Annotated in this window: 25 protein-coding genes; 16 read left to right on the forward strand and 9 right to left on the reverse strand. The window is 72.3% G+C overall.

The features are described 5' to 3' along the window. Window positions 1-20: 20 nt before the first annotated feature. Together ACIQRL_RS39200 and ACIQRL_RS39205 are read left to right on the forward strand one after the other, a co-directional pair. A complete protein-coding gene (locus tag ACIQRL_RS39200; RefSeq protein ID WP_401340799.1) occupies window positions 21-143 on the forward strand; it encodes a hypothetical protein in 123 nt (40 codons plus the stop codon). Between the two features lie 34 nt (window positions 144-177). Then, window positions 178-1713: an AMP-binding protein gene (locus tag ACIQRL_RS39205; RefSeq protein WP_401340801.1), complete on the forward strand. Its 1536-nt coding sequence runs from the start codon at window positions 178-180 to the stop codon at window positions 1711-1713. Between the two features lie 118 nt (window positions 1714-1831). On the opposite strand, the gene ACIQRL_RS39210 is transcribed toward ACIQRL_RS39205, so the two are convergent. Continuing rightward, window positions 1832-2272, reverse strand: a complete 441-nt coding sequence (locus tag ACIQRL_RS39210) for an SPW repeat protein (RefSeq protein WP_401340803.1) — start codon at window positions 2270-2272, stop codon at window positions 1832-1834. Between the two features lie 184 nt (window positions 2273-2456). Beyond that, complete coding sequence (locus ACIQRL_RS39215) at window positions 2457-3059, reverse strand: TetR/AcrR family transcriptional regulator (RefSeq protein WP_401340805.1); 603 nt, start codon at window positions 3057-3059, stop codon at window positions 2457-2459. Between the two features lie 55 nt (window positions 3060-3114). On the opposite strand from ACIQRL_RS39215, the gene ACIQRL_RS39220 reads away from it, so the two are divergent. The 5 genes from ACIQRL_RS39220 to ACIQRL_RS39240 all read left to right on the forward strand — a co-directional run bounded on the left by ACIQRL_RS39220 (window position 3115) and on the right by ACIQRL_RS39240 (window position 8305). Beyond that, the gene (locus tag ACIQRL_RS39220) at window positions 3115-4017 is read left to right on the forward strand and encodes an MBL fold metallo-hydrolase (RefSeq protein ID WP_401340806.1); all 903 of its coding nucleotides are present in this window, start codon (window positions 3115-3117) and stop codon (window positions 4015-4017) included. 166 nt (window positions 4018-4183) lie between these two features. Then, entirely contained in the window at window positions 4184-5509 is a 1326-nt protein-coding gene (locus tag ACIQRL_RS39225; RefSeq protein WP_401340808.1) for an NAD(P)/FAD-dependent oxidoreductase, read from the forward strand. Continuing rightward, window positions 5506-6237 (forward strand): DUF1365 domain-containing protein, encoded by a 732-nt coding sequence (locus ACIQRL_RS39230; RefSeq protein ID WP_401340810.1) that lies wholly within the window; start codon window positions 5506-5508, stop codon window positions 6235-6237. The genes ACIQRL_RS39225 and ACIQRL_RS39230 overlap by 4 nt, the downstream gene beginning before the upstream one ends. Continuing rightward, window positions 6234-7502 (forward strand): class I SAM-dependent methyltransferase, encoded by a 1269-nt coding sequence (locus ACIQRL_RS39235; protein WP_401340812.1) that lies wholly within the window; start codon window positions 6234-6236, stop codon window positions 7500-7502. The genes ACIQRL_RS39230 and ACIQRL_RS39235 overlap by 4 nt, the downstream gene beginning before the upstream one ends. Beyond that, window positions 7499-8305 carry a DUF1295 domain-containing protein gene (locus tag ACIQRL_RS39240; protein ID WP_401340814.1) on the forward strand — a complete coding sequence of 269 codons (807 nt, stop codon included), beginning with the start codon at window positions 7499-7501 and terminating at the stop codon, window positions 8303-8305. The genes ACIQRL_RS39235 and ACIQRL_RS39240 overlap by 4 nt, the downstream gene beginning before the upstream one ends. Before the next feature lie 126 nt (window positions 8306-8431). Here ACIQRL_RS39240 and ACIQRL_RS39245 read toward each other — a convergent pair whose 3' ends face one another. The 3 genes from ACIQRL_RS39245 to ACIQRL_RS39255 form a co-directional block, all read right to left on the reverse strand. Continuing rightward, window positions 8432-9184 carry an anti-sigma factor domain-containing protein gene (locus ACIQRL_RS39245; protein WP_401340815.1) on the reverse strand — a complete coding sequence of 251 codons (753 nt, stop codon included), beginning with the start codon at window positions 9182-9184 and terminating at the stop codon, window positions 8432-8434. Then, a complete protein-coding gene (locus tag ACIQRL_RS39250; RefSeq protein WP_401340818.1) occupies window positions 9181-9765 on the reverse strand; it encodes a sigma-70 family RNA polymerase sigma factor in 585 nt (194 codons plus the stop codon). The genes ACIQRL_RS39245 and ACIQRL_RS39250 overlap by 4 nt, the downstream gene beginning before the upstream one ends. 177 nt (window positions 9766-9942) lie before the next feature. Continuing rightward, window positions 9943-10578: a sigma-70 family RNA polymerase sigma factor gene (locus tag ACIQRL_RS39255; RefSeq protein WP_401340819.1), complete on the reverse strand. Its 636-nt coding sequence runs from the start codon at window positions 10576-10578 to the stop codon at window positions 9943-9945. Window positions 10579-10690: 112 nt separating this feature from the next. Between ACIQRL_RS39255 and ACIQRL_RS39260 the strand changes: the two genes are divergently transcribed. Further along, window positions 10691-11689, forward strand: a complete 999-nt coding sequence (locus tag ACIQRL_RS39260; protein ID WP_401340821.1) for a MerR family transcriptional regulator — start codon at window positions 10691-10693, stop codon at window positions 11687-11689. A gap of 144 nt (window positions 11690-11833) precedes the next feature. Here the strand turns inward: ACIQRL_RS39260 and ACIQRL_RS39265 are convergent, their stop codons facing one another. The 3 genes from ACIQRL_RS39265 to ACIQRL_RS39275 all read right to left on the reverse strand — a co-directional run bounded on the left by ACIQRL_RS39265 (window position 11834) and on the right by ACIQRL_RS39275 (window position 15974). Further along, on the reverse strand, window positions 11834-12571 hold the full coding sequence (locus ACIQRL_RS39265) for a DUF4142 domain-containing protein (RefSeq protein WP_401340823.1): 738 nt from the start codon (window positions 12569-12571) through the stop codon (window positions 11834-11836). Window positions 12572-12868: 297 nt separating this feature from the next. Further along, window positions 12869-14242 carry a cryptochrome/photolyase family protein gene (locus ACIQRL_RS39270; RefSeq protein WP_401340825.1) on the reverse strand — a complete coding sequence of 458 codons (1374 nt, stop codon included), beginning with the start codon at window positions 14240-14242 and terminating at the stop codon, window positions 12869-12871. Window positions 14243-14447: 205 nt separating this feature from the next. After that, on the reverse strand, window positions 14448-15974 hold the full coding sequence (locus ACIQRL_RS39275; RefSeq protein WP_401340827.1) for an SDR family oxidoreductase: 1527 nt from the start codon (window positions 15972-15974) through the stop codon (window positions 14448-14450). Window positions 15975-16129: 155 nt separating this feature from the next. Here ACIQRL_RS39275 and ACIQRL_RS39280 point away from each other — a divergent pair, with 155 nt between their 5' ends. The 6 genes from ACIQRL_RS39280 (at window position 16130) to ACIQRL_RS39305 (ending at window position 21719) form a co-directional block, all read left to right on the forward strand. After that, complete coding sequence (locus ACIQRL_RS39280) at window positions 16130-16651, forward strand: MarR family winged helix-turn-helix transcriptional regulator (protein ID WP_401340829.1); 522 nt, start codon at window positions 16130-16132, stop codon at window positions 16649-16651. Between the two features lie 175 nt (window positions 16652-16826). Beyond that, on the forward strand, window positions 16827-18983 hold the full coding sequence (locus ACIQRL_RS39285) for an MMPL family transporter (RefSeq protein ID WP_401340831.1): 2157 nt from the start codon (window positions 16827-16829) through the stop codon (window positions 18981-18983). A 178-nt stretch (window positions 18984-19161) separates the two neighbouring features. After that, window positions 19162-19329 carry a hypothetical protein gene (locus tag ACIQRL_RS39290; protein WP_401340834.1) on the forward strand — a complete coding sequence of 56 codons (168 nt, stop codon included), beginning with the start codon at window positions 19162-19164 and terminating at the stop codon, window positions 19327-19329. A gap of 260 nt (window positions 19330-19589) precedes the next feature. Continuing rightward, window positions 19590-19673, forward strand: a complete 84-nt coding sequence (locus tag ACIQRL_RS39295) for a putative leader peptide (protein ID WP_401340879.1) — start codon at window positions 19590-19592, stop codon at window positions 19671-19673. A 252-nt stretch (window positions 19674-19925) separates the two neighbouring features. Next, a complete protein-coding gene (gene ssuE / locus ACIQRL_RS39300) occupies window positions 19926-20480 on the forward strand; it encodes an NADPH-dependent FMN reductase (RefSeq protein ID WP_401340837.1) in 555 nt (184 codons plus the stop codon). Between the two features lie 96 nt (window positions 20481-20576). Continuing rightward, window positions 20577-21719 (forward strand): LLM class flavin-dependent oxidoreductase, encoded by a 1143-nt coding sequence (locus tag ACIQRL_RS39305; RefSeq protein ID WP_401340840.1) that lies wholly within the window; start codon window positions 20577-20579, stop codon window positions 21717-21719. Between the two features lie 203 nt (window positions 21720-21922). Here the strand turns inward: ACIQRL_RS39305 and ACIQRL_RS39310 are convergent, their stop codons facing one another. Beyond that, entirely contained in the window at window positions 21923-22981 is a 1059-nt protein-coding gene (locus ACIQRL_RS39310) for an acyl-CoA dehydrogenase family protein (protein WP_401340842.1), read from the reverse strand. A 101-nt stretch (window positions 22982-23082) separates the two neighbouring features. On the opposite strand from ACIQRL_RS39310, the gene ACIQRL_RS39315 reads away from it, so the two are divergent. Then, window positions 23083-23436: a YciI family protein gene (locus ACIQRL_RS39315; RefSeq protein ID WP_355849352.1), complete on the forward strand. Its 354-nt coding sequence runs from the start codon at window positions 23083-23085 to the stop codon at window positions 23434-23436. After that, window positions 23436-24635: an RNA polymerase sigma factor gene (locus tag ACIQRL_RS39320; RefSeq protein ID WP_401340844.1), complete on the forward strand. Its 1200-nt coding sequence runs from the start codon at window positions 23436-23438 to the stop codon at window positions 24633-24635. Before ACIQRL_RS39315 ends, ACIQRL_RS39320 begins: the two co-directional genes overlap by 1 nt. The last annotated feature ends 169 nt before the right edge of the window (window positions 24636-24804 follow it).

Here is a 24804-nt window from a genome sequence, read left to right on the forward strand (position 1 = left end):
AAGGAGGCCGGGGCACGCACATGGATACGGACGCGGGCACGGACATGGACGCGGGCACGGACATGGATGCGGACGCCGACGCGGACACCACGCCGAGGACCACTTGGTGGTTGTCGGGGTGCGCCGGGGCCCGGCCGGGATAGAACTTGGACATCGTCCGATCGTCGGGAGGCCGTGATGCTCGTCCCCTTCGGGGCCCGTGATTTCCTGGACCGCGCCGTGACCGTGTACGGCGACCGCGTGGGTGTCGTCGACGAACCCGACCAGCCGGCCGAGTCCTGGGAGGGGCTGACCTACCGGCGCGTCGGAGAGCTGGCCAGGGCCCAGGCCGCCGGGCTCGACGCGCTGGACGTCCCGCACGGCGCGCGCGTGGCCGTCGTCTCGCCCAACAGTGCCAGGCTGCTCACCTCGTTCTTCGGCGTCAGCGGCCACGGCCGGGTCCTCGTGCCGGTCAACTTCCGTCTGACGGCCGACGAGGTGAGTTACATCGTCGAGCACTCGGGCGCGAGCGTCCTGCTCGTCGACCCCGAACTGACCGACCGATTCGCCGGGGTCCACTGCAAACACCGCTTCACCCTCGGCGCCGGCTCGGACGCCGAGCTGTACCGCTTCGACACCGAACCCCGTCCCTGGGAGGCGGACGAGAACGCCACCGCGACGATCAACTACACCAGCGGAACGACGGCCCGGCCCAAGGGCGTACAGATCACCCACCGCAACATCTGGGTCAACGCCACGACCTTCGCACTGCACGCCGGTGTCACCGACCGCGATGTGTACCTGCACACCCTGCCCATGTTCCACGCGAACGGGTGGGGGATGCCCTTCGCGATGGCGGGCCTCGGCGTCCGGCAGATCGCGCTGCGCAAGGTCGACGGGGCGGAGATCCTGCGCCGGGTGGCCGAGCACGGGGTGACGGTGATGTGCGCGGCCCCGGCCGTCGTGAACGCGGTGCTGGCCGCCGCCGAGTCCTGGGAGGGCGAGATCCCCGGCCGCGACCGGGTCCGTATCATCGTCGCCGGCGCGCCGCCGCCGACCAAGACCGTCGCACGGGTCGAGTCCCTGCTGGGCTGGGAGTTCATCCAGATCTACGGCCTCACGGAGACCTCGCCCCTGCTCACCGTCAACCGCACCCGCTCCGAGTGGGACGACCTCGACCCGCAGGCCCGCGCCGAGAAACTGGTGCGCGCGGGCGCCCCGGCGCTGGGCGTGACCCTGCGCACCGCCGGCGACGGCGAGATCCTCGCGCGCTCCAACGTCGTCCTGGAGGGGTACTGGGAGCAGCCCGCGGAGACCGAACGGGCACTGGCCGACGGCTGGTTCCACACCGGTGACGGCGGGTCCATCGGCGAGGACGGCTATCTGACGATCAGCGACCGAAAGAAGGACGTGATCATCACGGGCGGTGAGAACGTCTCCTCGATCGAGGTGGAGGACGCGCTCTTCAGCCATCCCGCGGTCGCCGAGGTCGCGGTGATCGGCGTTCCGCACGAGAAGTGGGGCGAGACGGTCAAGGCCCTGGTGGTCCTCGCGCCGGGCGCGGAGGCGACGGAGGGTGAGCTGATCCAGTACTGCAAGGAGCGCCTCGCCGGGTACAAGGCGCCGACCTCGGTCGAGTTCCGTAGCGGGCTGGCCCGGACGGCGACGGGCAAGCTCCAGAAGTACAAGCTGCGCGAGCCGTACTGGGAGGGCCGCGACCGGGACGTCAACTGACCGTTTCCCTCGGCCGTCCGCCGACCGGGGCGGACGGGGACACACCGGGCGAGGGCGCGCGGGGCGCACGACGAGGGCACCCGGCCCCCTGAGGCCGGGTGCCCGTACCTCCCCGGGCCTACATCCGTCTGCCGCTTCGGTCCGCCGTGAGCGCGCACACCGCGCCGAGCAGCACGGCCAGGGCGCCGATGATGATGCTGTTGAGCGCGACTCCGGTGTCCGGGCTGCTGCCGACGATCCACGGCGAGATGATCATCCAGGTCCCCATCGCGCAGATCGCCCAGCTGAGGCCGTACATCCTCCCCGGTCTGGCGGTGAACCCCAGAGCCAGAACACCGATCGCGATTCCCATGATCAGGTTGTGTGTCGCCAGGTCGGGCTGGCTCGTCGTGTAGTGGAGTATCCACGGCGACGCGGCGCAGTACAGGCCGAGCAGGAACACCGGCCCGTCCACGAGGGGTACGTCGCGAGCACCGATCACGCGCTCGTACCGGGCGCGCATTTCGGATGCGTCCGGGTGGCTGGTGAAGTCACCCCTGTGATGTGAGACGTCGGCCATGACTCGTCTCCTTCGATCTGTTCCGATCTCCACGGCCGGACCGCGCCCGAAGCGGTGCGCGGTCGACGCCGCGTGCTCCCATTCTGCGCTTATTTCGTCCTTATGTGTAGAGGTATCGCATAGATGTCGATAGGGGTGACCGGCTCGGCGGACCCGCGGGGTGGGCCGGTCCCGCGAGGCCGCGTCAGGGGGCGACGAGCAGACGGGCGATGGCGCGGCGTGCCCGGGTCGGTGCCTGCGGATCGTGGTGCAGCTTGATCGACTGGCCGGCCGCGAGAATCACACCGCCCAGCTCGAAGGCGAGTTGGTCCACATCGGTGCGCTCGGGGAGCTGGCGGGTCTCGATCGCCGTGTTCAGTTCCGCCAGGACGTACGCCGTCCATGCGCCCAGCGCGGTCCTGACCGCGTCGCGGACCGGGCCGGGGCGGCCGTCGAACTCGCTCGCCACCGAGGTGAGGAGGCAGCCCCCGTGCCCCTCGCCCTCGGACATGTAGGCGATCCATTCGTCGTAGGCGCGTGCCAGTCGCTCCGTGCCGGGTCGGGCCCCGACGGCCCGGGCCGGCACGCGCAGGGTGAACCGCTCGACCGCCGCGTCCAGCACGGCGAGCTGGAGCGCTTCCTTGCTGCCGAAGTGGCCGATCACGCCGGCCTTGCTCATCGACAGGTCGGTGGCGAGGCGTCCGATGGTGAGGCCTTCGAGGCCCTCGGTGGAGGCCAGCGCGAGGGCGCTCTTGAGGATCCGGTCGCGGGTGGCGGCTGTTTCGGCGACGGACTTGCGCGGGCTCATGCGGCGAGTTTAACCTAACGATCGTTCGCAATTAGATTACGAACGTTCGTCATCTATGGGGCGACACGGCGCCGTTCCGCTGCCCACGGGCATCCGGGGGCGGCGCCTGAAGGGACTCATCGTGAAGATCCACCACCTGAACTGCGGCTCCCTGCGGACGATCGACAGCGAGGAGGGAAGCCTGCCCGCCGTGTGCCACTGCCTGCTCGTCGAAACCGACCGGGACGGACTCGTCCTGGTCGAGAGCGGCATCGGTACGACCGATGTGGCGCGCCCGGAGGAGAACCTCGGCGCGGAATTCCTCGGCCGCGCCCAGCCGGTCCTGGACCTCGCCGAGACCGCGCTGCACCAGGTCACCGCCCTCGGCTTCCGGCCCGAGGACGTACGGCACATCGTGCTCAGCCATCTCGACCTCGACCACGCCGGCGGCCTTCCCGACTTCCCGTGGGCCAAGGTCCATCTGAGCGAGGCCGAGCATCGCGCGGCCCTGGCGGCACCGGGCGCCCACCCCGAGGACCGCGTCCGCTACCGCCCGGCCCAGTGGGCCCACCGCCCGCACTGGGTGACGTACGCGGAGCCCGCGGGAGACCCCTGGTTCGGCTTCGACGCCGTCCGCCCGCTGGAGGGCCTGGACGCGGAGATCCTGCTCGTCCCGCTCGGCGGGCACACCAGGGGCCACAGCGCGACAGCCGTCGAGGACTCCGGACGATGGCTCCTGCACTGCGGTGACGCCTACTACTTCCACCGCGAGATCGACCCCGACCGTCCCACCGGCCACCCCGGCACGGACCTCCTCCAGCAGATCACCGAGGTGGACCGGCCCCTGCGGCTCGGCAATCACGCCCGGCTGCGGGAACTCGTCCGCCTGCACGGCGACGAGGTCGACGTCTTCAGCGCCCACGACCCCTGGGAACTGGCCCGGTACACGGGCGGAGCCGGGGACGCGGGCGTCCGGTAGCCCGCCGGTCCGGCAGGGCGGCCCGGCGCCTTCGGCGTTCGCGCGCGGTGTTCTCCGACGGTCTTCCGCCCGATCCGAGGAAGATCGTGCCTCGGCCAATCCGTAAGGGCCTCTGCTTCGGAATACCTCCGAGAGCTCCGATCGGGAGCGGGTCGGGAGGAAACCGATGAGGCACAGGTCCGCAGACGCTCCGGACAGCGGCGCGGGGCGCACCGGACGCGGGTGGCAAGAGGGCCGCCGCCCCACGGCCGTGATCGGCGCGGGAGTGGCCGGGCTCACCGCCGCCTACGTGCTGAGCCGTGAGCGGCCCGTCGTCCTCTACGAGGCGGACGACCGGCTCGGCGGCCACGCGCACACCCACGACCTGACCTCGTCCGACGGACGCCTGCACCGCGTCGACTCGGGCTTCATCGTGCACAACCACCGTACCTACCCGAACCTGTTGCGGCTGTTCGCCGAACTCGGCGTCGCCACCCAGGAGTCCGAGATGAGCATGTCGGTGCGGTGCGAGGGATGCGGACTCGAGTACGCGGGCGCGCGGGGCCCCGCCGGACTGTTCGCCAGTCCGCGCAACGCACTGCGCGGCCCCTATCTGCGGATGCTCACCGAAGTCCCGGCCTTCCACCGCGCCGCCCGCCGACTGCTGGCCCAGGGCGGCGAAGACACCCTCACCCTGGGCGAGTTCCTGGCCCGGCAGCGGTTCTCACCCTATTTCACCCGGCACTTCACGACCCCGCTCGTCTCCGCGGTGTGGTCGTGCGACGCGGCCACCGCCCGCCGCTACCCGGCCGCCTATCTGTTCCGCTTCATGGACCACCACGGCATGCTCTCGGTGGGCGACTCGCCCGTCTGGCGCACGGTGACCGGCGGCTCCCGCTCCTACGTCGACCGGCTGGCCAAGGAACTCGACGCGGTGCACACCTCCACCCCCGTCCGGGCCGTGCGCCGCCACACCGACGGCGTGGACATCACCACCGAGGACGGCGCCACCGCCTCGTACGCCTCCGTCGTCATCGCGGTCCATCCCGACCAGGCGCTGCGACTGCTCGCGGACCCCACCCACCCGGAGCGCGAGGTGCTCGGCGCGTTCCGCTACTCCCGCAACAGCACCCTTCTGCACACCGACACCGCGCTGCTGCCGCGTGCCCGCGGGGCCAGGGCCTCCTGGAACTACCTGATGCCCAGCTGCGCCTCCGACGCGGACCGGGTCCGGGTGAGCTACGACATGAACCGCCTCCAGCGGCTGGACGCGCCCGAGACCTATGTCGTCACCCTCGGCGGCGAGGACCGCGTCGACCCGGCCCGAGTGCTGGCCCGCATGGAGTACGAACACCCCGTCTACACCCCCGAGTCCGTCGCCGCCCAACGCCAACTACCCGCCCTGAACGGCCCGGTGACCGCCTTCGCCGGCGCCTACCACGGCTGGGGATTCCACGAGGACGGCTGCCGATCCGGCGTCGAGGCGGCCCGGGCGCTGGGGGTGACCTGGTGACCGACAGCCCCGCCCTGTATCCCTGCACGGTCGCGCACATACGGACGAAGCCCACCCGGTACGCGCTCCGCCACCGCACGTACATGTGGCTGACCGACCCCGACCGTCCGCCCGAACTGCCGTACCCGCTCCGCCCGTTGGCTCGCTTCGATCCCCGCGACCACTTCGACGGCGACCAGCCGACCATCCGGGCGGGCCTGGACCGCTTCCTCGCCTCGCACGGCGTCGACCTGCGCGGCGGACCGGTGCGGATGCTCGCCCACGCCCGCGTCCTCGGCCATGTCTTCAACCCGCTGACCCTGTACTGGTGTCACGACCCCGACGGCACCGCGCGCTGCGTCGTCGCCGAGGTGCACAACACCTACGGCGAACGGCACTGCTATCTGCTGCACCCCGACGACAGCGGCACCGCGCGCACCCGCAAGGAGTTCTACGTCTCGCCGTTCTTCCCCGTCGACGGCGCCTACCGGATGCGGCTGCCCGAGCCCGACAGCCGCCTCGATCTGACGGTGCATCTGGAACGTGAGGGCGCCCGGCCCTTCACCGCCACCGTACGCGGAACGCGACGCGCCGCGACCGTCGGCGCGCTGCTGCGGCAGGCGCTGCGCCACCCGTGGCCCACCGTCGCCGTGTCCGCCGCCATCCGGTTGCACGGCATCCGCCTGTACCTGCGCGGACTGCCCGTCCAGCCCCGCACCCCGCAACGAGCCCAGGAGAGCGTGAAATGAGGACAGCCGAGTCCTGCCCCGTCGAGGCACCCCGACAGGACACCGACCCGCTCCGCTGGCCGGACGTGGTGACCCGGCCGGAATCCTCGCGGGCCCGCACCGCCGTCACCCGGACCCTGCTGCGCCGGGCGCTGGAACGCCTGCCCGTGCAGGCACGGTTCGCCGACGGAACGCGCGTCGGGCTCGGCGGCCCGGCCATCGAGATCCACGACCCGTCCGCCTTCCACCGCCGCATCGGCGCCCAGGGCCTCGTCGGCTTCGGCGAGTCCTACATGGCGGGGGAGTGGGACGCGCCGGACCTGGTCGCCGCGCTCACCGTGCTCGCGGGCAACGCGGCCGAGCTGATCCCGGCCCCGCTCCAGAAGCTGCGGGGACTCTGGGCGACGCGCCGGCCCGACGTCCAGCGCAACACCCCCACCGGCGCCCGCGACAACATCAGCCACCACTACGACCTGTCCAACGACCTGTTCGCGCTCTTCCTCGACGACACCCTCAGCTATTCGGCGGCGCTCTTCCGGGGCTTCCCCGCGTCCTGGCCGCTGCTGGCAGCCGCCCAACACCGCAAGATCGACCGGCTGCTGGATCTCGCCGAGGTCGGCCCCGGCACCCGCCTCCTCGAAATCGGCACCGGCTGGGGCGAGTTGGCGATCCGTGCGGCAGCGCGCGGCGCCCGTGTCACCTCGCTGACCCTCTCCCGGGAGCAACGGGCCCTGGCCCAGGAGCGGGTACGCGCGGCAGGACTCGACGACCGGGTGACCATCGAACTGTGCGACTACCGCGAGGCAACGGGGACGTACGACGCCGTGGTCAGTGTCGAGATGGTCGAGGCGGTCGGCGAGGAGTTCTGGCCCGTCTACTTCACCACCCTCGACGCGCGGCTCGCCCCCGGCGGCCGGGCCGCGCTCCAGGCGATCACCATGCCGCACGACCGCCTGCTCGCCTCCCGCGACACCTTCACCTGGATCCAGAAGTACGTCTTCCCCGGCGGACTTCTGCCCTCCGTGGAGGCGGTCGAAGAGGTGACCCGCGCCCACACCGGCCTGCGCACCACCCGCAGGGACGCCTTCGGGGCGCACTACGCGGAGACCCTGCGCCTGTGGCGCGAACGGTTCGCCGAGCGGGCCGACGAGGTCGCGGCGCTCGGCTTCGACGCGACCTTCCGCCGGATGTGGACCTTCTATCTCGCGTACTCCGAAGCCGGGTTCCGCTCCGGCTATCTGGACGTCCAGCAGTACCTGTTCACGAAGGAGGACAACACGCGATGAGCGGATTCCCCTGGGCGGCGTTCGCGCAGAACCTCGCGCTCGCGGCCGGCGCGGCCTTCGCCGTCATGCTCGCCACGTTCGCCGTCGCCGTACGCAAGGGCCTGCACCGGATCGTGGACGTCGCCTGGGGGACCGCCTTCACCGCGGTGGCCCTCGTCACCTTCCTGGCATCGGCCGGCGAGGGCGACGAGGCCCGCCGTGCGCTGGTCACCGTCCTCACCGCGGTGTGGGGGCTGCGGCTGGCCGCGCACATCGCGCGGCGCGGCCGGGGGCACGGCGAGGACCCGCGCTACGAAGCCCTGCTGGCCAAGGCCCCCGGCAGCCGTGACCTCTACGCCCTGCGCGTGGTGTACCTCCTGCAAGGGGCCCTGGTGTGGCTGGTGTCGCTGCCTGTCCAGGCCGCGCAGTACATTCCCGGGCCCCTGACGGGCTTCGCGTGGGCGGGCGGCGCGCTGTGGGCGTTCGGCCTGTTCTTCGAGGCGGTGGGCGACGCCCAACTGGCCCGGTTCAAGGCCGATCCGGCCCACCGGGGCCGCATCATGGACCGCGGCCTGTGGAGCTGGACCCGCCACCCCAACTACTTCGGGGACTTCTGCGTCTGGTGGGGCCTGTTCCTGCTCGCCTGCGACAGCCCGCAGTCGGCCGCCGTGTCGGTGGTGTCACCGCTGGTGATGAGCTACCTCCTGATCAACGGCAGCGGAAAGCCCATGCTGGAGCGCCACATGGCACAGCGCCCGGGCTTCACCGCGTACGCGGCGCGCACCAGCGGCTTCTTCCCGCTGCCGCCGAAGCGTCGCGGCTGAGCGGTCCGGGTTCTCTCGTCGGCACCGCGGCGTCGCCTGTGGGTCCCCTCCCGCCGGAGGGGACCCACAGGCGGTGCGGCGAGCACTTCGTGCCCTCACCGGTGCAGTGGGTGAGAGCACGAACGCTCAGGTGGGGAAACTCAGCAGAGCCAGCGGATCGGAGGTGGGTTCGGCCGAACCACCGGCCGGTTCCACCGTGATCCCCATACCGGACGCGCCGTCGACGGAACCCTCCATCAGCACCGCCTCGGTGCTGCGGCCCGGGTCCATCAGCCCGGCGGACCGCATGGTGCCCCCGTCGTCGAACCACAGCTGGTAGACCTTGCCGCCCGGCGGCTTCGCCATGCGCGCCGCGATGAACACCGCCTGGTCCCGGCCCTCGGACACCACGACCGTGCCGCTCGCCCCGCCCGACAGCTTCGCCGTACGCGAGGTGGCGTCCGGGGCGGCGAGGACCGCGGCCACCTGGTCGGCACGCCGTTCGGCCTGCCGGGCCTGCTCCTGTGCGTCCTGGGCGCGCTCGTGCTGCCACACCGCCGTACCGCCCAGGGAGGCGGCGGCGGCCAGCGCGGCGGCGAGCGCCCACCGTGCGGGCCGGTGCCGGCGGAGGCCGATGGTCCGGGGCGCCGTGAGGGCCGTCGCGCGCGGCGATTCCTGCCGGACCGTGGTGATCCGGCGCATCACCTGGTCCTTGAGGGCAGAGGCCGGCGAGGCGGTGACGGCCAGGCCCAGCCGCGCGGCGGTGGCGGTCAGCTCACGTACCTCCTGCGCGCAGTCGGCGCAGTCGGCGGCGTGCCGCTCGAAGCGCTCGCGTTCGTCGTCGCCCAGCGCGTGCAGCGCGTACGCGCCCGTCAGCGTATGCAGGTCCACCCTGGTCACGCCGTCACCCCCAGGCAGTCACGAAGCCGGATCAGACCGTCACGCAGGCGGGTCTTGACCGTGCCGAGGGGAAGCGCCAGCAGCTCCGCCACCTCCCGGTAGGTCAGCCCGCGGTAGTAGGCCAGGGTGACCGACTGGCGCTGGAGCTCCGTCAGCGTGCGCAGACAGCGCCGTACCTGCTCACGTTCCAGCCGCGCCTCGACCTGCTCGGTCACCTCGTCGAACTCGGGCGTCCGGTCGAGCAGAGCGGCCTTGTGCTCACGCGCCGTCGAGGCCTCGACCGAGCGCACCCGGTCCACGGCCCGCTGATGGGTGAGGGTGAGGACCCAGTTCATCACCGACCCGCGCTCGGGCCGGTAGCGGGCGGCGGTCCGCCACACCTCGACCAGCACCTCCTGGGCGACCTCCTCCGACTGCGCCCGGTCGCGCAGCACCCTGCGCACGATGCCGAGGACGGGTCCCGCCACGACGTCGTAGAGCGAGGCGAACGCCTCTTGGTCGCCCCGGGCGACCCGGTCCATGAGATCCGGCAGGTCCGGCTCCGCGGACGGGTTCCTCCCGATCTCCACGGCTTCCTTCACAGTGTGGTCCTCCAGGACGTGTTGACGGTTCGGATGTGATCCGAAGCCGGTCGGGCCGCGGATTGGCCCGCGGACCGGAAAAGTCCGGACCCCGCGGACCGGAAAAGTCCGGACGTGCCGGAGACATCACGGCGCGATGCCGTACGGGCGCCCCGCCGCCGCGAAGAGCCGTCGCGCTCAGACCTCCGCCGCCGACCGCAGACCGTCGCGGAGCTGGTGCAGACCGCGTCGGGAATGGCTCTTGACCGTGCCCAGCGGCCAGCCGGTGCGCTGGGCGATCTGGGTCTGCGTGAGGTCCTCGTAGAACGCGAGATGCAGGACCCGGCGCTGCGGGGTGGGGAGCTTGGCCAGCTCGTGCCGGACGAGGACACGGTCGAGCGCCGCCTCGGGGCGGGTCCGGGTGTCGTCGGCGAGGACCAGCAGGGCGCCGGCCGCACCGACCAGCTCGGTGCGCCGGGTCCGCGCGGACAGCGCGTCGGCGATCTTGCGCCGGGTGATGCCGACGAGCCAGCCGACGACGGGGCCGCGCTCCGGGCGATAGCCCCGCCCGCCCCGCCACACGGCGAGGAACACCTGCTGGGTGACGTCCTCGGCCTCGCGCGGGTCCCCCAGCGAACGCCGGGCGAGGCCCTCGACGAGGGGCGCCCAGCGCCGGTACGCGGTGGCCAGGGAGGCTTCGTCCCCGCCGATGATGCCCCGCGCGACGTCCGCTTCCGTGACCGAGTCCCTGTCCGAGTCTCCGACCGTGTCCGAGTCCCCGACTGTGTCCGCGGGCTCGGCGGGCCGCTGTTCGGCGGTCGGATCTGCGCTCATGGCCACGGCTCCTTGCTCCGGGCACCTCCTGCGACGGGTCCCGTGGACCCATCCTGTGAACGATGGGACAGACGCGACAACTCGCATCGTTTCTGCGTCGTATAGTCGCCGTATGGGTGACATCCGGTCGGATCAGGGGCGGGAGCCGGGCGCGGGATCCGCCGAAGCCGGTGTCACCACAGGTGCGCTGGCCCGTCGCCTCGGAGTGTCGCCGACCACGCTGCGTTCCTGGGACCGCCGGTACGGCGTGGGGCCCGCGGTCCGTTCCGACGGGCGGCACCGCCGCTGGACGCCCCAGGACGTGGCGATGCTGGAGAAGATGTGCCGGCTGACCTCGGCCGGAGTGCCGCCCGCCGAGGCGGCCAGGGCCGCCAAGGGCGGGTCGGACCCGGTCGTGCCCGAGGTCAGGACACCGGCCGACGCGCTCGGGCCCCCAGCGCCGGCGGCCGGAGCGGAAGCCCTCGGGGACCCCCGGCAGGAGTGCAAGGGCCTCGCGCGCGCCGCCGTACGCCTCGACGCGCCGTCCGTGGAGGACCAGTTGACCTCACTCGTCACGCGCCATGGCGTGGTCGTCGGCTGGGAGGAGGTGATGGTGCCGACCCTGCACGCGGTGGGCCGCAAGTGGGAGTCCGCCGGGGACCGTTACGTGGAGGTGGAGCACCTGCTGTCCTGGCACATCTCCCGGGTGCTGCACCGCGCCCCCGGGCCGGCCGGGCCCGGCGCGCCGGCCACCGGCGCGGGACCCGTCGTGCTGGCCTGCGTACCGGGGGAACAGCACTGCCTGCCGCTGGAGGCACTGCACGCGGGGCTCGTCGAACAGGGCCTGCCCACCCGGATGTTCGGCCCCGCCGTGCCTCCCGAAGCGCTGACCGCGGCGGTACGGCGGCTGGGGCCGGCCGCCGTCGTGCTGTGGTCCCAGACCCGTTCCACCGCCGACCGTCCGCTGGCCCGGCACATCGCCGCCACCGCCTGGGGGGTCAAGGGCGCCCGCAGCCATCCCGTCGTGCTTCTCGGCGGCCCCGGCTGGGCCGGGCGCCCGGAACCGGGCATGCTCCGGCCGCCGGGACTGCGGGACGCGCTCACCGCGCTGACGGCCCTGTCCGGCGGCTGACCCGGCCGACACTCCATCGACACGGCCCGCCCGGGTCGATGCTCACCAATACGGCCTGCGTACGACGTTCATCGACCTGGCCTGCGTACGAGGCTCGTCAACCTGGCCCTCGTACGCCGTCCCGTAGCCCGTCCTGCCCGCCGATCAGCCCACTGTCGGCGTGGGCGAGGGCTGCACGGGGAGCGAGGCCCCCGTCGCGGGCGGCGTCAGGACGACCTGCGGCTCGCCCGGCTGCGGCGGCGGGGGCGTCAGATTGACCGCGGGTACCTTCGGGAGGGTCGTCTCCTGGATCACGATCTGGTCGAAGTTGACCAGTCCGGTCTTCTCCATCACGGTGATGTGGTCCAGCACGGTGTCGTTGGCCTGGTCGGCGAGCTGACGTACGAGGGTGTTCTCGGTGGAGGCGCGGATCTTCGCGACGGTCGAGAAGATCTGTCCGTGCGTCAAGCGCAGGATGTTGGCGAAGTCGGTGTCGAACTTCTTGCCGGTGTCCGCGGTCAACGTCGCCACGAAGCCCTGCTGCTGCGGGGACGGCTTGTTGGGCAGCGTCACGCCGAGCTGCTGGGAAATCTTGCGGTCCGTGGCGTCGAGCCCGGCATGGCCCGCGATCAGGTGCTGCCCCGCCGTACGGACCGCCGGTATCGTCCCCTTCTGCAGGGCCAGTTGCCCCACCGGGTACTCCCACAGTCCCGCCGCGCGCACCTTGACGAGGAAGTCGCGGTCGGCCTCGGTCAGCGGCCCCGACGGCGGATTGGCGATGATGCGGACCGGGGCGGCCGACGTGGTCTGAATCCCCAGCATGGCCGGATACGCGAGGGCGGTCAGAGTGATCGTCAACGCGCCGCACACGAAGAGTGTTCCCGCGTTCCGTGCAATGCGCATCGAGCAGCCTCCTGGGGGCGGGGCGGCGGTCCCGGAGCCATGGGCTCAGGTCGGCCGCGCGGTGGATCCGGTACGGACGGATCCGGTACGAGTGATTCGGACGACCACCTATACGGCGGCGCACCGGTGAAGAATCTCTACAACAGGTAAAATCACAGGCAGTTTATATTCCGCCCGAGCCTCTTGAGCACGGGGTCACGGCACCGATGTCACGCACGGCACCGATGTCGGTCATGGCACCGATGTCGGGTCATGGCGCCGAGCCGCTCACGGCACCGAGCCGGTCACCGTGCCGCATCAGTCACGGCCCCGGGCCCTCCTGAACCGGGCCAGCCCCTCGGACAGATCGACGATCGGCTCGGGGTAGTCGCAGGCCGCGCGGTCCGGGCCCCGGAGCTTCCACGGCTCGTGCACCGCACGCCCCGCGACTCCCGCCAACTCGGGCACCCAGCGCCGGACATATGCCCCGTCCGGGTCGTAGCGCCTGGCCTGGATCACCGGATTCAGGACGCGGTTGGGCCGGCTGTCCGTGCCCGTTCCCGCCATCCACTGCCAGTTGAGCTGGTTGTTGGCGACATCGCCGTCCACGAGCAGGTCCAGGAAGTGCCGGGCCCCGATCCGCCAGTCCACGTACAGCGTCTTGGCCAGGAAGCTCGCGGTGAGCAGGCGCCCCCGGTTGTGCATCCAGCCCTCGTGGCGCAGTTGCCGCATCGCCGCGTCCACCACGGGATAGCCGGTGCGCCCGTCCCGCCACGCATCGATGTCGTCCCGCGCCTCGGCGGCCGAGCGCCAATGGTCGTGCTGGGTCCGGTAGTCGGCCGTGGAGGCCTCCGGCCGGGCGGCCAGCACCTGGTGGTGGAAGTCCCGCCACGCCACTTGCCGTACGAACGCCTCGGCGCCCGGACCGCCCGCGTCGCGCGCCCGGTGGACCAGCTCGACCGGCGACAGGGTGCCGAAGTGAAGATGGGGGGAGAGCCGGGAGGTCGCGTCACCGGGCAGGTCGTCATGGCGGTCCTCGTACGCCCCGATCCCGGCGTGCAGCCAGGCCGCGAGCCGTCTCCTGGCTTCCCTCTCGCCGCCCCGGGCCAGTCCCTCGGACACCTGCGACACGTCCGAGCGGGCCGGGATCCCCTCCGAGCCGACGCCGTCCGGCACCCGGACGGCCCGGGGAGCGGCCACCGCGTCCCGCAACGGCTGCCGCGCCCACCGGCGGTGGTACGGCGTGAAGACGGCGAAGTGGTCCGAGGACGCGGGGGTGACCGCGCCGGGAGCGAGCGCGGTGACGACGGTCTCATGGACGTGCAGGCGACACCCCTCCGCCTCCAGCGTGCTGCGCAGCCGCTCCTCCCGGCGGCGCGCGTAGGCGCTGACACCCGCCGCCATGTGCACCTCGTCGGCGTCGGCCTCGGTGACCGTCCTGGCCACCTCGGCCACCACGTCGCCGGAGCGCACCACCAGACGTCCGCCGCGTTCCCGCAGCCCGGCGTCCAGGTCCGCCAGACAGTCCGCGAGGAAGGCCATCCGGTTGGGCGCGGTGAATCCGGCCTCGGCGACGGCCCGGTCGCGGACGAAGAGCGGCACCACCGCGTCCGAACCGTCGAGGGCCGCTCGTAGCGGCGGGTGGTCGTGCAGGCGCAGGTCCGAGGTGAACAGGACGATCGAGACGGTCATGGGGTGGCTCCGGGGCGGGGCTGCGAGGGGTGCGGCGTCGGACTGCTTCGGCCCGGCCGGCCGACGCGGATGCGTGATCCGGCCGACGGGAACGATGCGTGGTCGGGCGAACTTCTGTGGATGCGTGGCCGGGACGGCTCCCGTGGACGAGGGGTCGGACGGCTCCCGCGGACGAGCGATCAGGCCGCCGCGCGCGGGGGTGCGGTCAGTGGGTGAGCGCGGGTTCCTCCCGGCCGGCGGGAGTGTTCTCGGCGGCCCGCGCGATATTGCGGGCCATGCCCCCGAACACGACGGTGTGGAACGGCGAGACACTCCACCAGTACAGGTGGCCCAGCAGCCCGTGCGGATGGAACAGGGCCCGCTGCCGGTAACGCGTCCGCCCGTCGTCCGTCACCTCGGCGTACATCTCCAGCCAGGCCAGGCCCGGCAGTCTCATCTCGGCGCGCAGCCGCAGCAGATGACCCGGCTCGATCTCCTCGACGCGCCAGAAGTCGAGCGAGTCGCCGACGCGCAGCCGGGCCGAGTCCCGGCGCCCGCGCCGCAGCCCCACCCCGCCCACCATGCGGTCCAGCCAGCCGCGCACCGCCCAGGCCAGCGGGAAGGAGTACCAGCCGTTGTCACCGCCGATGCCCTCGATCACCCGCCACAGCGCCTCGGGCGACGCGTCCACGGGCAGCCCGCGGCGGTCGGTGTAGAGGCTGCCGCCCGCCCAGTCGGGGTCGGTGGGCAGCGGGTCACTGGGTGTGCCGGGATACGAGGCCGACGACCAACGGGTGGTCACCTGTGCGTCGCGCACCCGCTGGAGCGCCAGGGTCACCGCGGCGTCGAAGCCGATCGGCCGTCCCGGAGGATCGGGAACGTACCGGACGATGTCGTGTTCGTGGCACACGACCTCATGGCGCAGTGACTCCGTGAGCGGACGCGCGATGGACGCGGGCACCGGCGTGACCAGTCCGACCCAGTGACTGGACAGCCGGGGAGTGAGCACCGGCACCGGGAAGATGAGCCTGCGGGGCAGCCCCGCGATGACCGCGTACCGCCGCATCATCTCCAGGTAGGTGAGGACTTCGGGACCGCCGATGTCGAAGGCGCGGTTGACCTCCGCGGGCATCCGGGCGCTGCCGACCAGGGTGCGCAGCACATCGCGTACGCCCATCGGCTGGATCCGGGTGTGCACCCAGCTCGGCGTCACCATCACCGGCAGTCGCTCGGTCAGATAGCGCAGCATCTCGAAGGAGGCCGAACCGGAACCGATGATCACCGCGGCGCGCAGCACGGTGGTCGGTACCCCCGACTCCAGCAGGATGCGACCCACCTCGGCCCGTGACCTGAGATGCGGTGACAACTCCCGCTCCGGTACGCCCTCGGGGGTGAGACCGCCCAGGTAGACGATGCGCCGCACACCCGCCGCGCGGGCCTGTTCGCCGAAGATCCGGGCGGCTGCGCGGTCGGTCTCCTCGAAGTCGTGCCCCGTGCCGAGGGCGTGCACGAGGTAGTACGCGACCTCGCACCCGCGCATCGCGTCGGCGACGGAGGTGGCGTCCAGGACGTCCCCGCGCACCACCTCCGCCTCGCCCGCCCAGGGGTAGTCGCGCAGCTTGGCGGGGGAGCGGGCCAGACAGCGCACCCGGTACCCCTCGGCCAGCAGCTCGGGGACCAGCCGTCCGCCGATGTAACCGGTGGCACCGGTCACCAGACACCTCGGGCCGCCGTCGTCGTCGTGGTCGCTCATGGGTCCTCCGTCGGTCGCCGCTGTCACCCCTGGTGGGTCCGCTCCCCTCCCTGATCCCTTCCACGCGGGCGCCGCCCCCGGATGCGCCGAACGGGACGGCCTTCGCGCGAGACGCCCGAACGGGTGCGGCGCCCGGACTTCTATAGGCTGATCACGTGGCCATACGAGACGACCGTGACGACCGGACGGGTGACCCGGACCCCGACACGGGCCCCGAGCGGGAGCGGACCGCGGCCACCGATCTCCAGGCCTTCGCCGTTCAGCTCCGCCGGATGAACGGCGAGATCAACCGGCTGGTCCACGGCTTCGCGGGGGAGCACGGTCTGCACGCCACGGACGTGCAGGCGCTCGCCGCGATCCTCGACGCGCCCGAGCCGCTCACCCCCGGCCGGCTGCGCGAGCACCTCGGACTCACCTCGGGCGCCGTCACGGCGTGCCTGGACCGGCTCGAACGCGCCGGCCACATACGGCGCGTCCGGGAGAGCCCCGACCGCAGGGTGGTCCACCTCCACTACGTCCCCGACGCCAGATCGGCCGCCCGCGCCCACTTCCGGCCGCTCGCCGAGGTCACCGCGAACGTGCGGTCCGGCTTCAGCGAGGACGAGCTGTCGGTGGTCCTGCGCTTCCTGACGACGATGAACGAACAGCTCTCGGGCGTGCGGTCTCCCGGACGCTGAAGCCGCCGGACGGCACGGTGTCCCACGCGTCTGCGTGCGGCCGGTCACCGCGCGGTGCTTCTTGGTGGGTACAGGGGCCGGCGGCCCGGGCGTGGTCTACGATCTGGGGCGCGAGATACCTCAATGATTGAGATTGTCATTCATCGAGACACCTGTCCGTGAAATCTGGAGAGCGATGTCCCTCACCCCGCGTCGAGCCCTGTGGCTGATCCCCGTCGTCCTGCTCGTCGCGTGGCTCGGCATCGGAGGCACCCTCGGCCCCTACGCCGGCAGACTCGGCGAGGTCTCCACCAACGACCAGGCCGCCTTCCTGCCGCGCAGCGCCGAGTCCACGAAGGTGGTGGCCCAGCAGCGTGCCTTCCGGCAGGCCGGGACGCTGCCCGCGATCGTCGTCTGGACCATGGACGGCGACGGTTCCACGGCGGCGGCCCGGCAGTCCGCAGCGACCGGCTTCCTCGCCTCGCTCGCCGGTACCCCCGGAGTGGTCGGCCGGACGTCACCCGCCCTGCCGTCACAGGACGGCAAGGCCCTGGAGGGCGTCGTCCAGCTCAGGCCCGACCTCGGCAAAAAGCTCCCCGACGCCGTCGCACGCGTTCGTGCCGCCGCCGAACGCGTCCCGGGAACGACCGTGGCGATCGCCGGACCGGCGGGCAGTCAGGCCGACCTGGCCGGCGCCTTCTCCGGGATCGACGGACTGCTCCTCGGGGTGGCCCTGGCGGCCGTCCTGGTGATCCTGCTGCTGGTCTACCGCAGCGTGCTGCTGCCCTTCCTCATCATCCTCGGGGCGGTGTTCGCGCTCGGCCTGGCGTGCGCCGTCGTCTACGTCCTCGCCGACCACGGCGTCGTACGGGTCGACGGTCAGGTGCAGGGCATCCTCTCGATCCTCGTGATCGGCGCCGCGACCGACTACGCCCTCCTGCTGACCGCCCGCTTCCGCGAGGAACTCGCCCTCCGCCCCGACCGGTTCACGGCGGTCCGGGCGGCGCTGCGGCAGTCCTGGGGCGCGATCGTCGCGAGTGCCGGCACCGTGGCCCTCGGACTGCTGGCGCTGCTGCTCAGCGACCTGACGAACAACCGGTCACTCGGTCCCGTGGGCGCCATCGGCGTGGTCTGCGCCGTGCTGAGTTCGCTCACCTTCCTGCCCGCCGTCCTGGTGCTGCTCGGCCGTGCCGCCTACTGGCCGGCCAGACCCCGCCCGGCGGGCGACCCGCGGTCCGGCGGCGCACGGACGAGCAGCGGCATCTGGAACCGGGTGGCGGACCTGGTGGACCGGGCGCCGCGCAAGGTCTGGGCGATCGCCCTGGCCGGACTCCTCGCCTGCGCCGCCTTCGCGCCCACCCTCACCGCCAAGGGCGTTCCGCTCAACGAGCTCTTCGTCAACGACGCGCCGTCCGTCGCCGCGCAGGAGACCCTCGGGCGGCACTTCCCCGGCGGCTCCGGCAACCCCGCCGTGATCATCGCGAACGCCGACCGCGTCGCACAGGTCACGGCCGCCGCCCGCGCGACGGACGGTGTCGCGTCGGCCGCCGCGGTGACCGGGTCGGGGCGGCCCGGCGGGGGAGCGCCCCAGGTCGTCGACGGCCGGGCGCGGGTCGACGTCACCCTGCGGTCCGCCGCGGACAGCGACGCGGCCAAGGACACCGTCGCGCGGCTGCGCGAGGCGGTGCGCGCCGTACCGGGCGCCGACGCGCTCGTCGGGGGCTACACGGCCCAGCAGTACGACACCCGGCAGACCGCCGAACGCGACCGAACGCTCATCGTGCCGGTGGTCCTCGCCATCATCCTGGTCATACTGGCCGGCCTCCTCCGCTCGCTGCTCATGCCGGTGCTCCTGGTGGCCACGGTGGCCCTCAACTTCCTCGCCACTCTCGGCATCTCGTCGCTCGTGTTCCGGTACGGGTTCGGCTTCACGGGCACCGACGCGTCCGTCCCCCTGTACGGCTTCGTGTTCCTGGTGGCCCTCGGGGTCGACTACAACATCTTCCTGATGTCACGGGTCCGCGAGGAGTCGCTGCGCCACGGGGTGCGCCAGGGTGTGCGGCGCGGACTCGTGGCCACCGGCGGGGTGATCACCTCGGCGGGCGTGGTGCTCGCCGCGACCTTCGCCGCCCTGGGCGTGATCCCGCTGGCCTTCCTCGTGCAGATCGCCTTCATCGTCGCCTTCGGTGTCCTGCTCGACACCTTGGTGGTCCGCTCCCTGCTGGTGCCCGCCCTGGTCCGGGACATCGGCCGGCGCGCCTGGTGGCCGGGGGCGCTGAGCCGCGAGCCCGAGGCCTTGTCCGAGCCGGCGCCCGAGCCCGAGGCCCGCGGGGGCGAGCGCGTCGAGGCGTGAGGGGGCCGGGTTCGAGTGTCCGCCCGCGTGGTGCGCGCGGGCGGACCGTCCGTCGGCCGCCGTTCGTCGCCGACGGACGGCGAAACGGGCCTGGCATGTCCCGGTGAAACCCGGGCAAGCGCATTCCACGGGACTCGTCGCTCCGGGTCCGCCGTCAGAGCTGGAGGTGTCTGCCGCCATGGGCACAAAGGTGCTGGAACGATTTCCCGCCGGCGCTCCGCGCGGATCCTGGACCGCGGAGGAGTACGCGGCACGACGGCGTACCGAGGGGCTGGCGGCGACGGTCGTGATGGACCTGAACTCGGACGCCTTCCTCGTGGTCGTTCCGCTCGGCGACGAGGACTGAAGGGGACCGAGGCGGAGCACGCGCCACGGGGTCCGTTCACCGGCCCGCCTCGGCAGCTCGCCTCACCGGCTCGCTTCATCGGTTTGCCGGGCCGCCGATCGCGGCAGGTGACAGACCGCTCGGAGCTTCCGAGGAGTCAGGAACCGGCAGTTCCACGACGAGGGCGTTCCCGCGGGGTCCTCGCGTGCGAGGGGGTCCGGGATGCGAGACCGGTCCGTCATTCCTTGACTGTCCGGACCGGGGGCTGCGACGATCTCGTCATGAAGACGCGACTGGACCTCACGCGGCGACGCCACGTCGACCTCGCGCGTGTCTCCAGTTCCTTCTGTTGCCGCGCAGCCTGACGATCCCGACGGCGGGGTCCCCTTCGCGGGACGGTTCGCCCGCGGTGATCTCCCTCCCGTCGCGATCCCGCGCGTTTCCGCGCCTGTCGCCGGTGTTTCGACATCTGAACTCCGGCTGATTTCAAGGACCTTGAAGCGTCCTCCGGTAACCGGCTCTCCTCCGACGTCGCGCTGCTGCCCCGGTGTGCGCGGAGTCCGACGGTCCGTCTCGGTATCCCCTCCACCTGCGTAACTCTTTTCGAAAGAGGACTCATGGCCACCGTCCTGTCCGTCTCCGGCAGCCCCTCGGTCTCCTCCCGTACCGCCAAACTCCTGCGCCACCTCGACGCCCGGCTCGCCGCGCAGGGGCACGAGGTGATTCCCCTCGACGTCCGCACGATCCCGGCCGAGGCCCTGCTCGGCGCCGACTTCCGGCACCCGGCCATCGTCGAGGCGACCGAGCTGTTCGCCCGCGCCGACGGGGTGGTCATCGGTACCCCTGTCTACAAGGCCGCCTACTCCGGTGTCCTGAAGGCGCTGCTCGATCTGCTCCCGCAGTACGCGCTGGCGGGGAAGACCGTGCTGCCGCTGGTGACGGGAGGCAGTACCGCCCATGTGCTCGCCCTGGACTACGCACTCCGCCCGGTCCTCAACTCCATGGGAGCGGCTCACATAGTGCAGGGCTGGTTCACCCTGGACAAGGACATCATCACGGGCCAGGACGGGAGCGTCACCGTGGCTCCGGGCACCGCCGAGGCCCTGGCGCAGGTGGTGGACCAGTTCTCGGCCGCCCTGGGGCGTATCCCTCTGATGGCGGTGGCCGGTTGACATCTGTGAGCCCCAAATAGTGGCCGCAGAAGTCGAGTTACCAGCCCCCGTCGCCGACCCACGCCTGTCCGGCCCCCCCGATCGGAGAACGCCGCCGTGTCCCTCACCTTCCACTGGTTCCTGCCCACCAACGGCGACAGCCGGCACGTCGTCGGCGGTGGCCACGGCACGCCCGCCACCGCCTCCGGGGGAGACCGGCCGCCGACGGTCGCCTACTTGAGCCAGATCGCCCGTGCCGCTGAGGACCTGGGGTTCGTGGGTGCCCTCACCCCGACGGGTGCCTGGTGCGAGGACGCGTGGCTGACGACCGCGATGGTCAGTCAGCACACCGAGCGGCTCAAGTTCCTCGTCGCCTTCCGGCCCGGCTTCGTGTCGCCCACCCTCGCCGCGCAGATGGCTTCCACCTTCCAGCGCCAGAGCGGCGGACGGCTGCTGCTCAACGTGGTCACCGGCGGCGAGAGCCACGAGCAGCGCGCGTACGGCGACTTCCTCGACAAGGACGCCCGGTACCGCCGTACCGGCGAATTCCTGCGGATCGTCCGGGACTTGTGGGACGGCAAGACCGTGGACCTGTCCGGCGAGCACCTCCGGGTCGAGGACGCCCGGCTCACCCGGGTCCCCGACCCGGTACCGGAGGTCTACTTCGGCGGCTCCTCACCCGTCGCCGGTGAGGTCGCCGCTCGCTACGCCGACGTGTACCTCACCTGGGGCGAACCACCCGCCCAGGTGGCCGAGAAGATCGCCTGGATCCGCGGGCTCGCGGCCGAGGAGGGGCGGACCCTCCGGTTCGGCGTCCGGCTGCACGTCATCACCCGCGACACCTCCGAACAGGCCTGGGCCGAGGCCCACCGGCTCCTCGACGGCTTCGACCCGGCGACCGTACGGTCCGTGCAACAGGGGCTCGCCCGCAGCGAGTCGCAGGGCCAGCAACGGATGCTCGCGCTGCACGGCGGCAGCCGGGACGGACTGGAGATCCACCCCAACCTGTGGGCCGGCATCGGTCTCGTGCGGGGCGGAGCGGGCACCGCCCTGGTCGGCAGCCACGACGAGGTGGCCGAGCGGATCAGGGAGTACCACGCCCTCGGCATCGACGAGTTCGTGCTCTCCGGCTACCCGCACCTGGAGGAGGCCTACTGGTTCGGCGAGGGCGTCCTGCCCCGCCTCGCCGCGCGCGGCCTGTGGCAGCACCCCTTCGCGACCCCGGCCGCCCTCGCCCCCCAGGTCCCGTTCACCGGCTGAACGGACTCATCGACGCGACCGGCCGACCAAGACACCCCGACCGCCCGGACCGACCAAGGCATCCCGACCGCCCGGACCGACCGAAGCAACCCCTCCGGACCTACCCGGCCAACCCGGCCGTCCGGCCAACCCGGCCGGTCGGGGCGAACCAGGTCTCCCGGTCCCGCCGATCAACGTGTCCCGGGCGATCCGGCCGGTCGAGGTCACCCGTCCGATCCCAGCGACCCGAGGTGCGCGGCGCGCACCTCGGCCGTCTGCCCCTGCACCAGCAGGAACATCCCCTCCCGCGCCAGCCGCTGCGCCGGACTGCGCAGATCCATCGACCGCCCGCCGCCGGCCACGACCGCCGCGGTCGTGGCCGCCCGCATCACGTCGTACGCCCGCGTCTTGCACGCCAGCCGCTCGTCGATCCGTTCCGTCGGCACCGGGTGGTCGGCGAGTTCGTAGGCCTCCTTCCTCACCGCGTCGAGACGGGTCCGCAGAGCGGCCGCCGTCTCCTTCGCGGAGGCGGAGGAATCGTCCTCCAGCAGGCCGATCGCCGTCGCCGTCACCCCGAGGACGGCCGGTGAGGCGTTGGTGTTCCTGGGCCGGTCGGTGAACGCCCAGGACGCGTACGGGGTGCGCAGGGCCACCGCCTCCTCGGGCAGCCACAGCCCGTCCAGCTCCAGCGAGACCGTCCGGGACGCGGTGAGCGCGGCGAGCCGCATCGGCGGGGACGGACGCAGCCCCGGCCGCTCGCGCGCCTCGGTGAACGCGAACAGCGCCTCGTCCGCGTCCGTCACTCCGGCCAGCAGCATCACGTCGTTCAGCCCCCAGCCCGTGTACCAGGGGACGTTCCCGTCGAAGCGCCAGCCGCCGCGCTCGCGCGTGACCCGCACCGGGATCCGTGGGTAGGCGCGCAACTGGGCGTACGCGACACCGGACAGCAGCTCGCCGCGCGCGAGCGGGCCCAGCAGGCGCTCCCGCACCGGAAGATCAGTCTTCGCCAGCGTCGTCACCGGCGTGTGGTGCTGGGTCTGCACGAACCAGGTCGAACAGCACGCCCCGGCCAGGATCTCCGCCGTCTCCCGGACCACGGCGGCGGGCGCCGCCGACCCGCCGTACGACACCGGGGCGAGCGCCCCGAGCAGCCCCGAACCCTTGACCGCCTCGACGCTGCTCGCGGGAATGCCTTCCTGGTCCACTTGCTCCGCCAGGGGCGCCAGTACCTCCGCCGCCAGATTCCGGGCCGCGGTGACGAGCGGATGCGGTGGGAAGGTCATCGAAGGAATCTCCCGTTGTCGTCGTGGCGTGTGTCGATCCGGCGCGTTCTCGTTCGTGTAGTCAGTGAGACGCCGAGTCAGACATCCGAGGAGGACACATCATGAAGTACTACCTGTTGAGCGTGATGCAGCCGCAGGGCGAGCGGCCCGCCCCCGAGGTCCTGGAAGAGATCATGCACAACGTGGAGGTGTTCCACGGGGAGCTGCGCGAGGCCGGTGCCTGGGTCTTCGCCGGTGGCCTGCACGGGCTGGACTCGGCCACCGTGCTGAGGGCCCGCGACGGCGACGTCCTGGTCACCGACGGACCGTACACCGAGAGCAAGGAGTATCTGGGCGGGATCTGCCTGCTCAAGGCGCCCGACCTCGACGCGGCGCTGATGTGGGGGCGCAAGGCGGCGCTGGCGACCACGCTTCCCATCGAGGTACGCCCGTTCATGCACGAGACCGAGGACTGATGGCTGTCGGCGCCGCCGAGATCGAGGCCGTCTTCCGCGCGGAGTACGGCCGGGCGGTCGCCGTCCTGATCCGCTTCCTGGGCGACATCGACCTCGCCGAGGAAGCGGTCCAGGACGCGTTCGCCACGGCCGTGGCGAAGTGGCCGGAGGCCGGCGTACCGCCGAGCCCGGCCGGCTGGATCATCACCACCGCCCGCAACCGTGCCGTCGACCGGCTGCGCCGCGAGTCCACCCGGGCGGCCCGGCACGCCGAAGCGGCTTGGCTGCACGCCCCGGACGAACCCGTGGAGGAAGGCCCCGTGCGCGACGACCGGCTCCGTCTGATCTTCACCTGCTGCCACCCCGCGCTCGCGCCCCAGGCCCAGGTCGCCCTCACCCTGCGGCTCCTCGGCGGCCTGACCACCCCGCAGATCGCGCGCGCCTTCCTCGTCCCCGAAGCGACCATGGCCCAGCGGATCGTCCGCGCCAAGGCCAAGATCCGCGACGCGGGCATCCCCTACCGCGTCCCGCGCGACGCGGACCTGCCGGACCGCGTCAGGGGCGTGCTGGCCGTCGTCTACCTCGTCTTCAACGAGGGGTACGGCGGCCGCGAGGACCTCTGCGCCGAGGCCCTGCGCCTCGGACGCCTCCTCGTCGAGCTCATGCCGGACGAGCCCGAGGCGCTCGGCCTGCTCGCGCTGATGCTCCTCATCGAGGCCCGCCGTCCTGCCCGCGCGACGGCGGACGGCGACCTGGTCCTCCTCGCCGACCAGGACCGTACGCGGTGGGACCGGGACCTGATCACCGAGGGCCAGGACCTCGTACGCCGCTGTCTGCGCCGCAACCGGCCGGGGCCCTACCAGATCCAGGCGGCCGTCAACGCCGTCCACAGTGACGCGCCGACCGCCGCGGCCACCGACTGGGGCCAGATCCTTCAGCTCTACGACCAGCTCATGGAACGCGCGCCCAGCCCGGTCGTGGCGCTCAACCGCGCCGTCGCCGTGGCCGAGGTGCAGGGACCGGAGGCCGCGCTCGCCCTCGTGGAGAGCCTCGACCTGGACGGCTACCACGCCTTCCACGCCGTACGGGCGGATCTGCTGCGCCGCCTCGGACGGCGCACCGAGGCGCTCCAGGCGTACGACGCGGCCATCGCGCTCACCGGGAGCCCGCCGGAACGCGCCCACCTGGAGCGGACCAGAGCGGCCCTCGCGGAAAACTGATCGCACGGAGAGCCCGCGCGCCGACCACGCTCCGAGTCCGCCGGATCGCGGAAAGTGGTGGAGCGGGCCCGGAATGCGCCGGGGCCCGTTAAAGGTTGGCATATACATCAAGCTGCGGTCGCGGTACGGCTCCGGGCCGGACCGGCCCGTACGCCCCGCCGCACCGCGT

This window comes from Streptomyces sp. NPDC091209 (genome assembly GCF_044757755.1).
Taxonomy (GTDB): Bacteria; Actinomycetota; Actinomycetes; order Streptomycetales; family Streptomycetaceae; genus Streptomyces.

What these genes read in the sequence shown, in the direction of transcription:
- ACIQRL_RS39205 (WP_401340801.1), top strand. Translation starts at nt 178, where the DNA reads ATGCTCGTCCCCTTCGGGGCCCGTGATTTCCTGGACCGCGCCGTGACC.
- ACIQRL_RS39310 (WP_401340842.1), bottom strand. Translation starts at nt 22,981, where the DNA reads ATGACCTTCCCACCGCATCCGCTCGTCACCGCGGCCCGGAATCTGGCG.
- ACIQRL_RS39275 (WP_401340827.1), bottom strand. Translation starts at nt 15,974, where the DNA reads ATGAGCGACCACGACGACGACGGCGGCCCGAGGTGTCTGGTGACCGGT.
- ACIQRL_RS39215 (WP_401340805.1), bottom strand. Translation starts at nt 3,059, where the DNA reads ATGAGCCCGCGCAAGTCCGTCGCCGAAACAGCCGCCACCCGCGACCGG.
- ACIQRL_RS39255 (WP_401340819.1), bottom strand. Translation starts at nt 10,578, where the DNA reads ATGAGCGCAGATCCGACCGCCGAACAGCGGCCCGCCGAGCCCGCGGAC.
- ACIQRL_RS39225 (WP_401340808.1), top strand. Translation starts at nt 4,184, where the DNA reads ATGAGGCACAGGTCCGCAGACGCTCCGGACAGCGGCGCGGGGCGCACC.
- ACIQRL_RS39240 (WP_401340814.1), top strand. Translation starts at nt 7,499, where the DNA reads ATGAGCGGATTCCCCTGGGCGGCGTTCGCGCAGAACCTCGCGCTCGCG.
- ACIQRL_RS39235 (WP_401340812.1), top strand. Translation starts at nt 6,234, where the DNA reads ATGAGGACAGCCGAGTCCTGCCCCGTCGAGGCACCCCGACAGGACACC.
- ACIQRL_RS39210 (WP_401340803.1), bottom strand. Translation starts at nt 2,272, where the DNA reads ATGGCCGACGTCTCACATCACAGGGGTGACTTCACCAGCCACCCGGAC.
- ACIQRL_RS39220 (WP_401340806.1), top strand. Translation starts at nt 3,115, where the DNA reads ATGGGGCGACACGGCGCCGTTCCGCTGCCCACGGGCATCCGGGGGCGG.
- ACIQRL_RS39260 (WP_401340821.1), top strand. Translation starts at nt 10,691, where the DNA reads ATGGGTGACATCCGGTCGGATCAGGGGCGGGAGCCGGGCGCGGGATCC.
- ACIQRL_RS39270 (WP_401340825.1), bottom strand. Translation starts at nt 14,242, where the DNA reads ATGACCGTCTCGATCGTCCTGTTCACCTCGGACCTGCGCCTGCACGAC.
- ACIQRL_RS39315 (WP_355849352.1), top strand. Translation starts at nt 23,083, where the DNA reads ATGAAGTACTACCTGTTGAGCGTGATGCAGCCGCAGGGCGAGCGGCCC.
- ACIQRL_RS39320 (WP_401340844.1), top strand. Translation starts at nt 23,436, where the DNA reads ATGGCTGTCGGCGCCGCCGAGATCGAGGCCGTCTTCCGCGCGGAGTAC.
- ACIQRL_RS39290 (WP_401340834.1), top strand. Translation starts at nt 19,162, where the DNA reads ATGGGCACAAAGGTGCTGGAACGATTTCCCGCCGGCGCTCCGCGCGGA.
- ACIQRL_RS39265 (WP_401340823.1), bottom strand. Translation starts at nt 12,571, where the DNA reads ATGCGCATTGCACGGAACGCGGGAACACTCTTCGTGTGCGGCGCGTTG.
- ssuE (WP_401340837.1), top strand. Translation starts at nt 19,926, where the DNA reads ATGGCCACCGTCCTGTCCGTCTCCGGCAGCCCCTCGGTCTCCTCCCGT.
- ACIQRL_RS39295 (WP_401340879.1), top strand. Translation starts at nt 19,590, where the DNA reads ATGAAGACGCGACTGGACCTCACGCGGCGACGCCACGTCGACCTCGCG.
- ACIQRL_RS39200 (WP_401340799.1), top strand. Translation starts at nt 21, where the DNA reads ATGGATACGGACGCGGGCACGGACATGGACGCGGGCACGGACATGGAT.
- ACIQRL_RS39285 (WP_401340831.1), top strand. Translation starts at nt 16,827, where the DNA reads ATGTCCCTCACCCCGCGTCGAGCCCTGTGGCTGATCCCCGTCGTCCTG.